The sequence below is a fragment of the Parahaemophilus parainfluenzae genome, from assembly GCF_001053575.1.
Taxonomy (GTDB): Bacteria; Pseudomonadota; Gammaproteobacteria; order Enterobacterales; family Pasteurellaceae; genus Haemophilus_D; species Haemophilus_D parainfluenzae_S.
This window is the reverse complement of the sequence record NZ_JVSL01000041.1, coordinates 127,537-142,380: the sequence shown is the minus strand read 5'-3', so window position 1 is coordinate 142,380 and position 14,844 is coordinate 127,537. Positions and strand designations below refer to the sequence as shown.

15 protein-coding genes are annotated in these 14,844 nt (G+C 38.2%); 11 read left to right on the top strand and 4 right to left on the bottom strand.

The window, feature by feature from the left end; translation table 11 throughout:
* Positions 1–135 precede the first annotated feature (135 nt).
* Positions 136–684 carry an oligoribonuclease gene (gene orn / locus AC979_RS10075; RefSeq protein WP_049374058.1) on the bottom strand — a complete coding sequence of 183 codons (549 nt, stop codon included), beginning with the start codon at positions 682–684 and terminating at the stop codon, positions 136–138.
* A gap of 76 nt (positions 685–760) precedes the next feature.
* Here orn and rsgA point away from each other — a divergent pair, with 76 nt between their 5' ends.
* The 6 genes from rsgA (at position 761) to AC979_RS10045 (ending at position 8,997) form a co-directional block, all read left to right on the top strand.
* Positions 761–1,798 carry a small ribosomal subunit biogenesis GTPase RsgA gene (gene rsgA, locus AC979_RS10070; RefSeq protein ID WP_049374057.1) on the top strand — a complete coding sequence of 346 codons (1,038 nt, stop codon included), beginning with the start codon at positions 761–763 and terminating at the stop codon, positions 1,796–1,798.
* 153 nt (positions 1,799–1,951) lie between these two features.
* Positions 1,952–2,209, top strand: a complete 258-nt coding sequence (gene ptsH, locus AC979_RS10065; protein ID WP_005695633.1) for a phosphocarrier protein Hpr — start codon at positions 1,952–1,954, stop codon at positions 2,207–2,209.
* A gap of 79 nt (positions 2,210–2,288) precedes the next feature.
* Positions 2,289–4,016 (top strand): phosphoenolpyruvate-protein phosphotransferase PtsI, encoded by a 1,728-nt coding sequence (ptsI, locus tag AC979_RS10060; RefSeq protein ID WP_049374056.1) that lies wholly within the window; start codon positions 2,289–2,291, stop codon positions 4,014–4,016.
* A 59-nt stretch (positions 4,017–4,075) separates the two neighbouring features.
* Complete coding sequence (crr, locus tag AC979_RS10055) at positions 4,076–4,576, top strand: PTS glucose transporter subunit IIA (protein WP_049374055.1); 501 nt, start codon at positions 4,076–4,078, stop codon at positions 4,574–4,576.
* A 73-nt stretch (positions 4,577–4,649) separates the two neighbouring features.
* The gene (gene manA / locus AC979_RS10050) at positions 4,650–5,849 is read left to right on the top strand and encodes a mannose-6-phosphate isomerase, class I (RefSeq protein ID WP_049374054.1); all 1,200 of its coding nucleotides are present in this window, start codon (positions 4,650–4,652) and stop codon (positions 5,847–5,849) included.
* Positions 5,850–5,970: 121 nt separating this feature from the next.
* On the top strand, positions 5,971–8,997 hold the full coding sequence (locus AC979_RS10045; protein ID WP_049374053.1) for a glycoside hydrolase family 2 TIM barrel-domain containing protein: 3,027 nt from the start codon (positions 5,971–5,973) through the stop codon (positions 8,995–8,997).
* An 85-nt stretch (positions 8,998–9,082) separates the two neighbouring features.
* Here AC979_RS10045 and AC979_RS10040 read toward each other — a convergent pair whose 3' ends face one another.
* Positions 9,083–9,346, bottom strand: coding sequence for a GrxA family glutaredoxin (locus AC979_RS10040; RefSeq protein ID WP_005695639.1), 264 nt, complete (start codon positions 9,344–9,346; stop codon positions 9,083–9,085).
* A 130-nt stretch (positions 9,347–9,476) separates the two neighbouring features.
* Between AC979_RS10040 and AC979_RS10035 the strand changes: the two genes are divergently transcribed.
* Positions 9,477–10,376: an ATP-grasp domain-containing protein gene (locus AC979_RS10035; protein WP_049374052.1), complete on the top strand. Its 900-nt coding sequence runs from the start codon at positions 9,477–9,479 to the stop codon at positions 10,374–10,376.
* A 38-nt stretch (positions 10,377–10,414) separates the two neighbouring features.
* On the opposite strand, the gene AC979_RS10030 is transcribed toward AC979_RS10035, so the two are convergent.
* Together AC979_RS10030 and fumC are read right to left on the bottom strand one after the other, a co-directional pair.
* Positions 10,415–11,017: a chalcone isomerase family protein gene (locus AC979_RS10030; protein WP_049374051.1), complete on the bottom strand. Its 603-nt coding sequence runs from the start codon at positions 11,015–11,017 to the stop codon at positions 10,415–10,417.
* Between the two features lie 111 nt (positions 11,018–11,128).
* Complete coding sequence (fumC, locus tag AC979_RS10025; RefSeq protein ID WP_049374050.1) at positions 11,129–12,523, bottom strand: class II fumarate hydratase; 1,395 nt, start codon at positions 12,521–12,523, stop codon at positions 11,129–11,131.
* 238 nt (positions 12,524–12,761) lie between these two features.
* On the opposite strand from fumC, the gene AC979_RS10020 reads away from it, so the two are divergent.
* The 4 genes from AC979_RS10020 (at position 12,762) to AC979_RS10005 (ending at position 14,841) form a co-directional block, all read left to right on the top strand.
* On the top strand, positions 12,762–13,193 hold the full coding sequence (locus AC979_RS10020) for a DNA polymerase III subunit chi (RefSeq protein ID WP_049374049.1): 432 nt from the start codon (positions 12,762–12,764) through the stop codon (positions 13,191–13,193).
* A gap of 31 nt (positions 13,194–13,224) precedes the next feature.
* Complete coding sequence (locus tag AC979_RS10015) at positions 13,225–13,806, top strand: hypothetical protein (RefSeq protein WP_049366124.1); 582 nt, start codon at positions 13,225–13,227, stop codon at positions 13,804–13,806.
* 75 nt (positions 13,807–13,881) lie between these two features.
* Positions 13,882–14,187: a N(4)-acetylcytidine aminohydrolase gene (gene yqfB / locus AC979_RS10010; RefSeq protein ID WP_049374048.1), complete on the top strand. Its 306-nt coding sequence runs from the start codon at positions 13,882–13,884 to the stop codon at positions 14,185–14,187.
* Positions 14,188–14,199: 12 nt separating this feature from the next.
* A complete protein-coding gene (locus tag AC979_RS10005) occupies positions 14,200–14,841 on the top strand; it encodes a hypothetical protein (protein ID WP_049374047.1) in 642 nt (213 codons plus the stop codon).
* The last annotated feature ends 3 nt before the right edge of the window (positions 14,842–14,844 follow it).

Here is a 14,844-nt window from a genome sequence, read left to right as displayed (position 1 = left end):
GACCTTGGCAAGGTCGTGCTCTACCAACTGAGCTATTCCCGCATTTCACATTGGTGAATGAGGCTGTATTATACGAAAAAATTTATTCAACGCAAGCGCAGATTTTGCAAATGGTTAAGTTTGCCTAAGTTTTCATCAATCCAGATTAATAAAGTGCTCACGGTAGTAAGCTAACTCTTTAATTGATTCACGAATATCATCAAGAGCTAAATGAGTATTGCCTTTTTTGAACCCGTCTAAAATTTCTGGTTTCCAGCGAGAAGCCAATTCTTTTAATGTACTGACATCCACATGACGATAGTGGAAATAATCGGCTAAATCAGGCATATATTTATAAAGAAAGCGTTTATCTTGTGCGATGCTGTTGCCACAAATCGGTGAGGCACCTTTTGGTACCCATCGTTTTAAAAAATCTAATGTTTGTAATTCAGCCGCACGTTCGGTGAGTTTGCTCGCTTTGACACGGTCAACTAAGCCATTTGCTGTATGGGTTTTTACGCACCATTCCGACATTTTGTTTAATAATTCATCACTTTGATGCACCGCAATCACAGGTCCTTCCGCTAAAATATTGAGATCTTTATCTGTCACGATGGTTGCGATTTCAATAATTCGTTCTTTTTCAGGATCTAATCCTGTCATTTCTAAATCGATCCAAATCAGATTTTGTTTATCTAATTGCATAATATAAGGTATCCTATGAACATTTTGTAATCCCGTTTATTTTAACGAAAAACATCGGAAAAAACGACCGCACTTTATGAGCAAACGTAAACTAACGCAAAATCAAACTCGTCGAATTCAATCAAATAACGCGAAAGCCTTGCATCGCCACAAGAAGAAAGAAGTGGAATGGCAAGATGATATGCTAGGCGAAAGCCAAGATGGGGTAGTGGTCACGCGTTATTCGGTTCATGCAGACGTAGAAAATGCACAAGGCGAAATTTTCCGCTGTAATTTACGTCGTACACTTTCTAGTCTCGTGGTTGGAGACAAAGTGATTTGGCGACAAGGCAATGAGCAGCTCCAAGGGGTGAGTGGCGTGATTGAAGCTATTCATCCAAGACAAAATGAAATTGCTCGCCCAGATTATTATGATGGGTTGAAACCCATCGCGGCGAATATCGATCGTATTATTATTGTTTCTGCGGTGGTGCCAGTACTTTCACTCAATATTATCGATCGTTATTTAGTGGTGTGTGAAAATGCGGGGATCGAACCTGTCATTGTGGTGAATAAAGGCGATTTACTGGATGCCGAGCAAGAGCAGGAAGTGGAAAGCCAGTTACAAATCTACCGTGATATTGGTTATCAGACCATCATCATTTCTGCTGAAACCGGAAAAAATATGGAAAAATTGGCCGCACTTTTAAGTGATGGAACATCCATTTTTGTGGGGCAGTCAGGGGTAGGCAAATCCAGTTTAATTAACCATATTTTACCGACAGTCAATGCACAAGTAGGCGGTATAAGTGAAACCTCTGGCTTGGGACAACATACCACAACCTCTTCTCGTTTATATCACTTACCACAAGGTGGTAATTTGATTGACTCACCAGGGATTCGTGAGTTTGGGCTATGGCATTTGGAGCCCGATCAAATCACCAAAGGTTATCGTGAGTTTCAATATGTCTTAGGCACGTGCAAATTTCGAGATTGCAAACATTTGAATGATCCAGGCTGCGCATTACGTGAAGCGGTAGAAGCAGGTCGGATTTCACCAATACGTTATGAGAATTATCATCGCTTAATTGAGAGTTTAAGTGAGACAAAATCACAACGTCATTTTTCTGTGTAGTGGACAATTTACTGTAAATTAGGTATAAAGTACCCCTAATTTCGTGATGTAGCTCAAGTTTTTTTGTGTTTAGCCTTGATTATTGGGCATTTAATAGAGATACTACAGCGGATTTATAGATTAAATTTTACAATTACTATAAGAGGTAACATTATGTTCTCAAAAGATGTAGAAATTACAGCTCCTAATGGTTTACACACCCGTCCAGCGGCGCAATTTGTTAAAGAAGCGAAAGCATTTGCTTCTGATGTAACAGTGACCTCCGGTGGTAAAAGTGCAAGTGCGAAAAGCCTATTTAAGCTACAAACCTTAGGCTTGACACAAGGAACTGTAATCACCATCTCGGCGGAAGGTGAAGACGAACAACAAGCCGTTGAACATTTAGTCGCATTAATTCCTACTTTAGAATAATTTACGATTAGCCATAGGATTTCTATTCTATGGCTATTGTTTATCTAACCTTTAATAAATTATCTCGGAAGGTAAAAGTATGATTACAGGTATTCCAGCGTCACCAGGTATCGTTTTTGGTAAAGCCTTAGTATTAAAAGAAGAAAAAATTGTTCTTGATACGCAAAAAATTTCAGAAGATCAAGTTGAGGCAGAAGTTGCCCGTTTTTATGCTGGTCGTGAAGCTGCAGTTGAGCAACTTAATTCTATTCATCAACGTGCATTAAAATCTTTAGGTGAAGAAAAAGCGGCCATCTTTGAAGGCCATTTAATGATCCTTGAAGATGAAGAATTAGAAGAAGAAATTATTGATTATCTTCGTTCGCAAAAAGTGAATGCGAGTGTGGCCGCAAGTAAAATCATCGATCAACAAGTTGAAATGTTGTCTGAAATTGATGATGAATACTTAAAAGAACGTGCGGGTGATATTCGCGATATCGGTAATCGTTTAATCAAAAATATTTTAGGTATGCATATTGTGGATCTTGGTGATATTACCGAAGAATCCATCCTTGTGGCTTACGATTTAACTCCATCAGAAACGGCTCAATTAAATTTAGAAAAAGTATTAGGTTTTATCACCGATATTGGTGGTAGAACATCGCACACCTCAATTATGGCTCGTTCACTTGAATTGCCGGCCATTGTAGGGACAAATGATGTCACAGCACGAGTGAATACAGGTGATTATCTTATTTTGGATGCGGTAAACAACCGTGTTTACGTGAATCCGACTCAAGCTGAAATTGATGAATTAAAAACCTTAGAAGCAAAACTCGCTGAAGAAAAAGCAGAATTAGCGAAATTAAAAGATTTACCAGCGGTGACCCTTGATGGTCATAAAGTCGATGTGGTAGCCAATATTGGTACGATTCGTGATTGCGAAGGTGCACATCGTAATGGTGCTGAAGGGGTAGGTTTATACCGTACAGAATTCCTCTTTATGGATCGTGATCAATTACCAAGCGAAGAAGAGCAATTCATTGCTTATAAAGAAGTTGTTGAAGCAATGGAAGGGCGTCTAGTGGTATTACGTACCATGGATATCGGTGGTGACAAAGAGCTTCCATATTTAAATTTACCAAAAGAAATGAACCCATTCTTAGGATGGCGAGCGGTGCGTATTGCCCTTGATCGTCGTGAGATTTTACACGCGCAATTAAGAGCCGTATTACGTGCGTCTGCATTTGGTAAACTTGCCGTGATGTTCCCGATGATTATTTCGGTAGAAGAAATTCGCGAATTAAAATCTGTATTGGAAACCCTAAAAGCAGAATTACGTGCGGAAGGTAAAGCTTTTGATGAAAACATCCAAGTGGGTGTCATGGTTGAAACACCATCTGCAGCGGTGAATGCGAAATTCTTAGCGAAAGAAGTCGATTTCTTTAGTATTGGTACAAACGATTTAACGCAATATACCTTAGCCGTTGACCGCGGTAACGAATTGATTTCTCACTTATACAATCCAATGTCACCTTCAGTGCTAGGCTTGATTAAACAAGTGATTGATGCCTCTCATGCTGAAGGTAAATGGACGGGGATGTGTGGTGAGTTAGCCGGTGATGAACGTGCGACCTTATTGTTACTTGGTATGGGCCTAGATGAATTTAGTATGAGTGCAATTTCTGTACCACGTATTAAAAAATTAATTCGTCATGTGAATTATCAAGAGGTGAAAGCCTTAGCTGATGAAGCATTACAAAAACCAACTGCTACTGAAATTGAGCAATTAATTCAAGCTTTTTTAGCAGAAAAATCGTTAAACTAGATACAAAAACAGAGTTTTACGTTAAAATACTAGCCATCTTTAATAGATAGGAGATTAAAATGGGCTTATTTGACAAATTATTTGGTTCAAAAGAAAACAAAACAGTGGAAGTCGAAATTTATGCGCCACTTTCTGGTGAGATTGTAAATATCGAAGATGTACCAGATGTTGTTTTCTCTGAAAAAATCGTGGGTGATGGTATCGCGATTCGCCCAACAGGTAACAAAATTGTGGCGCCTGTTGATGGTGTAATTGGTAAAATTTTTGAAACCAACCATGCGTTTTCAATGGAATCAAAAGAGGGTGTTGAATTATTCGTTCACTTCGGTATTGATACCGTTGAATTGAAAGGTGAAGGATTCACTCGCATCGCACACGAAGGTCAAAGCGTAAAACGCGGCGACACAGTAATCGAATTTGATTTAGCAACATTAGAATCAAAAGCAAAATCAGTTTTAACACCTGTGGTTATCTCTAACATGGATGAAATTTCATCTATCGAGAAAAAATCAGGTGAAGTGATTGCTGGAGAATCGGTTGTTTTAAGTTTAACAAAATAAGATTTATAGACTAAAAGATCCGCTTTAAATAAGCGGATTTTTTTATCCTTATTCTTTTTTAAAGAAGGTAAAGATGATTTATCGATTAACAGGCCAAGTACAGCATTATGCATGGGGCGGAAAAAACTATATTGCATCATTGATTGGATTAAATTCAGCCAAAGATCAACCTTGTGCAGAGTGGTGGTTAGGTGCACATCCATCAGCACCTTCTAAGATTGATAATGCCAGTAACAAACAATCCCTTATTGAATTTTTATTGCAAAATCCGACCGCACTTGGGCAAGCAAGTCGTCAGCAATTTGGCGATGAACTCCCTTATTTGTTAAAGATTTTAGATGTTGAAAAGCCGTTATCGATTCAATTGCATCCGACTAAGTCTCAAGCTGAAAAGGGCTTTGAGGCTGAAAATGCAAAAGGCGTGGCATTAACAGACAGCACGCGGACTTATAAAGATAGAAATCATAAACCAGAAATGATGATTGCCTTATCTGATTTCTGGCTTTTACATGGTTTTAAAACAAAAGCTCAAATCCTTGCCACATTAAATGCACGCCCCTCTTTGCAACCTTTGGCTGAAAAACTTGGCACACAAAACCTTGCTGAATTCTATGCAGATGTGATGTTGGCGGATCAATCAACGCTCGCAAATTGGCTATTACCCATTATTGAAGCCAACCAACAGCCTTATAAAAAGGGGGAGTTGACGCTAGACAACCCCGATTATTGGGTGCTTTATACCATGGAAGCTATGGCAATTTCGCCTGAGAAATTAGATGCGGGCTTGGTGTGTTTTTATCTCTTTAATATCGTGCATTTGAAAGAAGGGGAAGGTATTTTCCAAGATGCAGGCATTCCTCATGCTTACCTTCGCGGACAAAACGTGGAGTTAATGGCCTGTTCCGATAATGTGATTCGTGGTGGATTAACACCAAAATATGTCGATATTGTCGAATTATTAAAAATTGTGGATTGTCGCGAAGTGATACCACAAATTATCTCAGCAGCACCTCAAAATCAGTCAGAATTTACTTATAAAACGCCAGTAAAAGATTTTGCTTTAGCTCAAATTCGTCTCGAGCCCGAACAGCACACAGAAGTAAATCTTCAAAGTGCGGGTATTTTGTTGGTGATGCAAGGTGAGCTGAAAATACAAGAAAAATCAACCGCACTTTCCTTGAAACAAGGTGAGTCAGCATTCATTACAGTGGATTCTAACGTTGAGATAATGAGTGAAAAAGGCGGTTATGCCTTCTTGGCAAAATTACCATAAACATTAATGTGATAAGTATCACGATTTATAAACTTATCGCTAGATTAGTCGAAGATTTTAGGTATAGTGGGCGTCATTCAGGCGCCCTTTTTTATGTGTCTAAATTGCATTGGGAGTTTTTATGTCGTTGCCTCGTTATTTTGAAGATCCGCAAACCTTGCACGTGAATACCACACCACATCATGCTTATTTTATTCCTTTTTCTTCAACAGAAAGTGCGGTCAAAAAGACACGAGAATTTTCTCCTTACTTTACCTTACTAAATGGTGAATGGGATTTTGCTTATTTTGAAAGCTATACTCACTTGCCTCAAGATTTTCTTCATTTTTCATTTACAGATAAAATCCCTGTTCCTTCCAATTGGCAAAATCATGGTTACGATAATCATCAATATACCAACGTAAATTATCCTTTCCCTTTTGATCCCCCTTATGTACCCATTGAAAATCCTTGTGGTTTGTATCATCGCGTTTTTAATATTGAAATCAATGCAGGAAAACGGTATCTCTTAAATTTTGAAGGGGTAGATAGCTGCTTATTTGTGTATGTGAATCAACAATTTGTGGGCTATAGCCAAATTAGTCATTGCACTAGCGAATTTGATATTACTGACTTTTTACAACAAGGGGGAAATCATTTACATGTTCTCGTGTTGAAATGGTGTGATGGTAGTTATTTGGAAGACCAAGACAAATTCCGAATGTCTGGTATTTTCCGAGATGTTTATCTGTTAGAGCGAGAAAGAAATTACTTACAGGATTTCTTCATTCAAACACAATTGAATCAAGACCTTTCCAAGGCTCAATTGTATGTAACCTGCCAGTTTGCAGAACGCGAACAATCCATTTCTTGGCAATTATTTGATCCTCAAGGCAAATTGATAATTGAACAAAAAGGGCATGCATTTCATGCTGAAATTGAAAATGCACAATTATGGCATGCGGAGAAACCTCGCTTATATACGTTGATTTTGCAATACGGCTCTGAAGTGATTTGCCAAAAGGTTGGCTTGCGTCATATCGAAGTGAAGAATGGGGTCATGTTATTTAATGGGCAAGCGATAAAGTTTAAAGGCGTTAATCGTCACGATAGCGATCCGAAAACCGGTTATGCCATTAGTCGCGAACAAGCGTTGCAAGATTTACGCTTAATGAAACAGCATAATTTTAATGCTATTCGTACAGCGCATTATCCTAATGCACCTTGGTTTACTGAATTGTGTGATGAATATGGTTTTTATGTGATTGCGGAAAGTGATATTGAATCGCACGGTACGAATGCAGTCTATGTGGAGTCGCCAGAAACAAGCATTTTGTTAGGGGTAAAAACAGAGATTGATCATGACGCAATTCGTCAAAAAACAATCGACAATTATTGTTATATGGCTCGAAGCCCTGAATTTAATCAAGCCATTTTAGACCGCACTTATGCCAATGTTGAGCGAGATAAAAATCGTCCTTCTGTTGTGATTTGGTCATTGGGAAATGAAAGTGGTTACGGTGAGAATTTTGAGCAAGCTGCCGTTTGGGTGAAACAGCGCGATCCAAGTCACTTAGTGCATTATGAAAATGCGATCTTTCAACATTCAGCCCATCAAAATGACACATCCAATTTAGATTTTCATAGCGAGATGTACACCAGCACGGAAGAATTGGATGCTTATTTTGCCGATACTCAAAATCAAAAGCCGTATCTTTTCTGTGAATATTTGCATGCGATGGGGAATTCTTGCGGAGACACAGAAGATTATTTCCAAGCGATGGAACGACATGCAGGCGCTTGTGGTGGCTTTGTGTGGGAGTGGTGCAATCATTCCCCTTATTTGCCAAACTCAAGCAAGATGGGCTATGGCGGGGATTTTAATGACACGCCGAATGACGGTAATTTTTGTGCCGATGGATTAGTCACAGCTGACCGTCAAATTCAAAGCAATTTGTTGGAATACAAAAATGTGTATCGTCCACTTCGAGCTACCTTAAAAAATGGTCATATTGAACTCAAAAATTATTTGGATTTTACGGACGCGGCAGAGGCTATTTCGATTCATTATCAAATTACCGAAGATTTTGCTGTTATACAAGAAGGCCAAATAGATGATTTAAACATTGCGCCAAAATCAACCGCACTTTTTCCTTTAACATTGCCAGCAAGTAACGGTTCATTACAAGTTTTAACATTGACCTATCATCAAAAAACAGAAACAGGTTTAATTCCCCAAAGGCATCGTTTGGGATTTGATCAGATTATTTTGTCGGAGCAATCACCATTCTCCACAAATGAGCTCAAATCAAATCATCAACCAATTTCTGTTTCAGAACATGCCAATTTAATTTCAGTTAAAGTGGCAGATGTTGAATATCAGTTTGACAAATATAAAGGTACCATTCATCAAATTTGCAAAGCGGACAAGCCTTGGTTAAATCAATCTACTGATTTCAATATTTGGCGAGCGCCTTTGGATAACGATAGTTTAATGAAAGCACATTGGCTTGCTGCGGGTTACGATCGTGCGACGAGTCGTGTTTATAATTACCGTTTAACCGAGCAGGAAAGTGCGGTTGAAATTAGCTTTAAATTGGGGCTGATTGCCGTATCAAAAGCGCGAATTTTGACATTGAATGTAGTGTATCGTATTGAACAAAATGGGTTGCTTCACATCAATATTCATGCTGAAAAACAACCGCACTTGCCATTCTTACCACGCTTTGGCTTGGTTTTTTTCCTTAACCAAGGATTTAATCAACTGGAGTATGTAGGCTATGGCCCAACGGAAAGTTATCTGGATAAACATCATGCCACGGCTTTCGGTCGTTATAAAACAACGCCAGAAAGTAATCATGTGCCTTACTTAAAACCACAAGAAAATGGCAGTCACTATGGTTGTCGTGAGGTGAAGGTGGTGAATTCGGCTGATTGCTTTACCGTGCAAAGTCATACGCCTTTTAGTATGAATGTTTCCCCTTATTCTCAAGACGAATTGGGCAGTAAAAAGCACCAATATGATTTGGAGAAAAGTGGCAGTACAATATTGTGTGTGGATTATAAAATGAGTGGAGTAGGCTCCAATTCTTGTGGACCTGCATTAAAAGCGCAATATCGTTTGAATGAAATAGAATGGGATTGGGCGATCTCATTGCAAATTAACTAAGATGAAATAAAAAAGTGCGGTTGAAATTAACCGCACTTTTATGTTTTTAGCAAAAATTAAGCAACAACTATGTTTTTAGCAAAAATTAAGCAACAACGTTAAATTGTTCTTTCATTAATGCTTCGAAATCAGTGCAACCGCCGATTGGTTTTTCATCAATAAAGATTTGTGGCACAGTTTCCACTTCTTTACCGACAGATTTTGATAAATCTGCTTTAGAAATACCTTCCGCGATAATATCTACATAGCGATAATCGAAATCCGCTACTTCACCTTTTAATTTTTCAGCAAGGTTTTTTGCACGTACACAATAAGGGCAGCCTGGACGACCAAAAATAACTACGAACATAAAATTTTCCTTTTATTTAAACAAAATTCCTAATGATTTTACTCTATTTCCACAAAAGCAGAAATCATTTTTCAGGATTATTGTGATTGGTGTAATATATCAACTCTTCTTTTCCTAAGGGTATAACTGAATGAAATTATTGATGCTTTGCCGCGAGCCTCGCCTTTATAGCTGCCAGCGTTTAAAAGAAGCAGCGGAAAGTTGCGGGCATCAAATGGATATTTTGGATCCTAATCGTTGCATTTTAAAACTCGACAAAAATCAACCGCACTTTTCTTTGTATTATCAACAAAATGCAGAAAGTGAGCCCTATTTATTGCCCGATTACGATGCAGTGTTACCACGTTTTGGGACGACAAGTACCCAAATGGGCTGTGCAGTATTGCGTCATTTCCAAGGAAAAGATGTCTATTGTTTCAATAAAGAACAGGCATTTTTAGCCGCACGCGATAAATGGCGTAGTTTGCAGATGTTATTAGAACAAAGCATTGCGGTTCCAACTTCAGTCTTATCGGGTTGTGAAGTTGCGCCGAAACAAGCGATTAAGCAAACAACCGCTCCAATGATTATTAAAACCTTAAAAGGATCACAAGGTATTGGCGTGATCTTGGCTGAACGTCCACAAAGTGCGGTCAGTATTTTAGAAACGTTAAAAGATGCGAATGTCCCCGTCTTGTTACAAGATTTTGTCGAAGAGGCAAAAGGGACAGATATTCGCTGTTTTGTGATCGGTGATAAAGTCGTCGCCACAATGCAGCGTATTGGACAAGATGGCGAGTTTCGTGCAAATTTTCATCGTGGTGGCACTGCAGAAAAAGTTAAACTCACTGAAGAGGAAAAATCCATCGCCATTCGTGCAACTAAAGCCTTAGGGCTTGCGGTAGCCGGTGTTGATTTGATTCGTTCAAAAGAAGGGTTATTGGTGCTTGAAGTGAATGCTAGCCCGGGGTTAGAAATGATTGAGAAGACCAGTGGCATTGATATTGCCTTGCAGATGATCTTGTTTTTAGAACAGCAAGTGAAACAATAAAAGAAAAGGGCGAACTATATCATGTTCGCCCTTGTTGTTTATCCTTTTGCGTCTTGTTTAAAATCGTAATTTGGTGGTAATTCCGGCATTGTATTTTCTTCATCAAAAGGCTCGCTTGCCGGTTGATGTTGAAATTCTTTGCTATCGTGAGCCGGTTTTTCTTTACCTAATAATTGCGGTTGTAATTTGATAAAACTACTTTTATCTGAAAGCCACACATCAATAAACGCTTGTGTAAATTTTTGATCGAATTCGTGATCTAACACGGTGTCATTTAACACAAAATAGCCTTTATCCGCTAAGGCAACAAAATTTAAGATGTCGCTTGGTGAAAAATCAGGAAAGATTTCCTGCATTTTCTTGAGCCATGCGGTGGTGTCATCTTTACTTAAGTTTTGGGCTTCCATTTCTTTGGTTAAAGCAATGGCGAAATTTTTCCCTTCAACTGGTTTCTCATATTTAATCGAAAACATTAATGGGCGTTCATTTTTTTCATATGACCCCGTTTCAGAATATAAGCCGACAGTATAAACATGGAATGGCCCCCATGTGTATTCAGCATTGCCGACCGGTTGCCATTGGGCAAAAAGTGCGGTAGAAAATAAGGCTGAAATGGCAGCAATAATAAATTTTAGTTTCATAGTTTTTTTCATATCAAAAATATTGCCGTGATTATAACAAAAAAGCCCTCTAAAAAAACACAAATAAAAAGGCAGGAATACCTGCCTTTGACATCAAATTATTAGGGGAGTTTATTTTAAGCTACCCACCATATCTTCTGGACGAACCCATTTGTCGAAATCTTCGGCTGAAACTAAGCCTAAGTTAATCGCTTCTTCACGCAAGGTTGTACCGTTTTTGTGTGCGGTTTTCGCAATTTTCGCTGCATTTTCGTAACCGATATGGGTATTAAGTGCGGTTACTAACATCAATGAATTTTCCAATTGTTGTTTAATGCGTGGGTAGTTTGGTTGAATACCGGTTGCGCAGTGTTCATCAAATGATACGCAAGCATCACCCAATAATTGTGCTGATTGTAAGAAATTCGCCACCATGACAGGGTTAAATACGTTTAATTGGAAGTGACCTTGTGAGCCAACAAATGCGATAGTGGTATCGTTACCGAATACTTGTGCACACACCATGGTTAGCGCTTCACATTGAGTTGGGTTCACTTTACCTGGCATGATTGAAGAACCTGGTTCATTTTCAGGAATTAAGATTTCACCGATACCAGAACGAGGACCTGATGCTAATAAACGAATGTCGTTTGCAATTTTGAATAAGCTCATCGCTAATTGTTTAATTGCACCGTGAGTTTCCACAATTGCATCGTGAGCTGCTAACGCTTCAAATTTGTTTTCTGCAGTCACAAATGGTAAGCCTGTGAATTTTGCAATGTAATCTGCTACTTTTACATCATAGCCTTTTGGTGTATTTAAACCAGTACCTACTGCAGTACCACCAAGTGCTAATTGGCTTAAGTGTGGAAGAGTATTTCTCAGTGCACGTAAACCGAAATCCAATTGTGCTGCATAAGCAGAGAATTCTTGACCTAATGTTAATGGGGTTGCATCCATTAAGTGAGTACGGCCAATTTTTACCACATCTTTAAATTCCGCTGATTTTTTAGCGAAAGTTTTTTGTAAACGTTCTACACAAGGAATGGTGTGTTCAACTACTTTTTTGTATGCCGCAATGTGCATTGCAGTTGGGAAAGTATCATTTGAAGATTGGGATTTGTTCACATCATCATTTGGGTGGATAAATGATTTTTCACCTAATTTACCACCATGTAAAACGTGAGCACGGTTTGCCACTACTTCGTTCACGTTCATGTTTGATTGTGTACCTGAACCGGTTTGCCAAATGACTAATGGGAATTGGTCGTCTAATTTTCCTGCAAGGATTTCATCACAGGCAGTTGCGATTAAATCACGTTTTTCTGCAGGTAATACACCTAAATCGCAGTTTGCGAAAGCAGCGGCTTTTTTCAAATAACCGAACGCTTCAATAATTTCGTGCGGCATAGAGGCTGCCGGACCAATTTTGAAGTTGTTACGGGAACGTTCGGTTTGTGCTGCCCAGTATTTATCTGCAGGAACTTGAACTTCGCCCATAGTGTCTTTTTCAATACGAAATGCCATGTGATACTCCTATCATCAAAAATAAAAACAAATCTCGAAAATTCTAACACCTACGAGTTATGAATGGAATGTAACATAAAGGTTAAAAGTTATTTTTGTGATGTAGATCATAAAAGTGCGGTAAAAAATTTTCGTGTTTTTTCTATTTTCGTTAATCACTTTGTTGATGATTTATTTTTTAGGGCTTTTTTGATAAAATCCGCCAGTTTACAAAACGATAAATGAGGAAGTCGCAATCATGGCAAAAAACGCACAATTTTATCTCTTAAATCCAGAAAAGAAGATAACAGTTGAGCAACTTGCCTGTGATCTTGCCGCTCAAGCATGGCGTTTAGGCAAGCGAGTGTTAATCGCTTGCGAAACAGAAGAGCAAGCATTTTTAATTGATGAAGCATTATGGCAACGGGATCCAAATGAGTTTGTTCCTCATAATCTTTCGGGCGAAGCAACACAATATGCACCGCCAATTGAGATTAGTTGGAAAGGCAAACGCAATGCCCAACGTCGAGATTTGCTGATCAATTTACAAATGGAAGTGCCGGATTTTAGCCACAGCTTTACGCAATTAATTGATTTTGTACCGGTAGAAGAAACGCAAAAAGCCCAAGCGCGTGAACGTTATAAAGTCCTTCGCTCACAAGGTTGGATGCTTTCTACTGAAAACACTTAATATTTTTAACTTTAAAACCTAGGAAATTAACATGAATTTAAACGCTAAAGTGGCTTTAAGCCTTATTCTTGGCGCAAGCACCTTATTATCTGCTTGTGACAATAAAGAAAATACCTCAACCCAAGTTGAGAAAGCCGTAAGAGTACCTGCACCAACAGAAAAAGCAGAAAGTGCGGTTGAAAAATCAAAAGGATTAGTGGCTGAAACTAAATCAGCCGAAAAAGTCGCTGAGAAAACAGAAAGCACAGAAGTTAAAGCTGACGCAAAAAAAGCCGATGTAAAATCTGACGCAGTGAAAGCTGAAGTTAAAAAAGAGGCGAAAGCGGATGATGTGGTAGAAAAAGTATCTGAGAAAAAAGAAACGGTTGTTGCTCAACAAGCGGCAACTGCTCAGAAACCACGCGTAATTCCTGCTGAAAAAGCATCGAAAGAAAGTGCTAAGCATAATCAGAAAAAAGCGGTATTGAATGTGTTAGAAAAACAATATAAACAAGTTCGTTGTTCTGCCGATGCGAAAAACGTAAGCGGTGATAGTTTCTGCCGTCAAGAAGAACGCCGTTTATTCTTAGAAATTCAACGCATTAAAGATGAATTAAGAGGGATTAAGGCATAATCTTATTCTTACCAATATGAGGACGTGATCAATTCGCCCTCAAAATAAAAAATAGATTTTTTGTGACCGCACTTTATGAACGATATTACCTTTTATCAACGCTTCGAAGCCGATATTCTCGCCGGGCGTAAAACCATCACGATTCGAGATAAATCCGAAAGCCATTTTAAAGTTGGTGATATTTTACGTGTTGGTCGATTTGAAGATAATCAATACTTCTGCACGATTAAAGTATTAAGTGTTGAGCCGATCATGCTTGATAATCTAACAGAACAGCACGCAGCTCAGGAAAATATGAGTTTGGCTGAATTGAAAGAGGTGATTAAGGCGATTTATCCTAGTGAAGATAAGTTCGTATTAATCAATTTTAAGATAAAATAATCAGAGGGAATCATGTATATAAAATATATTAGACTGATTTTATTGCTTCCTATTTTTCAGTCGTTGTCTGCATGTCTTAGTTTCGATGGGATATATCCGAAGTATAAAGATTATGAAGGTAGTGACTATGGCACGTTAAGTGTAAAAAATTACGCAACTCATCTTATAACTATTTATAAGAAAGATGATGTTAAGCAATGTTTAGTACAAGATGGCCCTCGAAGAGTTTTAGTTTTACGTGAGCTTTTTCTACCTCATTTTCAAAATGGGGTATTTAATAATTCACCATTTAAAGACTCCGAAAAATATTTATCTGAAAGTAGAGTAAAGGCTGGATCTTATGTGCAATTAACAAAAAGATCTAATAATTCCAATATAAGCTCTCAAACTTTTAAATTTATTATTGAGAATAAAGGGTATTATTATTTTCAACGAATAGCTAATAAACCTATACCTATTTTAAAGATGGATGAGGATATTAATGAGATTTTCTATCTTTTGCCGGATAAAAATGGGACTTATAAAAAAGATACCTATAGTGAAACAACAAAGAGACATTATACATTAGATGGATTACTCAGCGAAAATGATACTATTATTCGTTATAAGAATGAAATTCCCGCAAAGAAATGGGATCTTCCTGAATGTGAGTAGTTA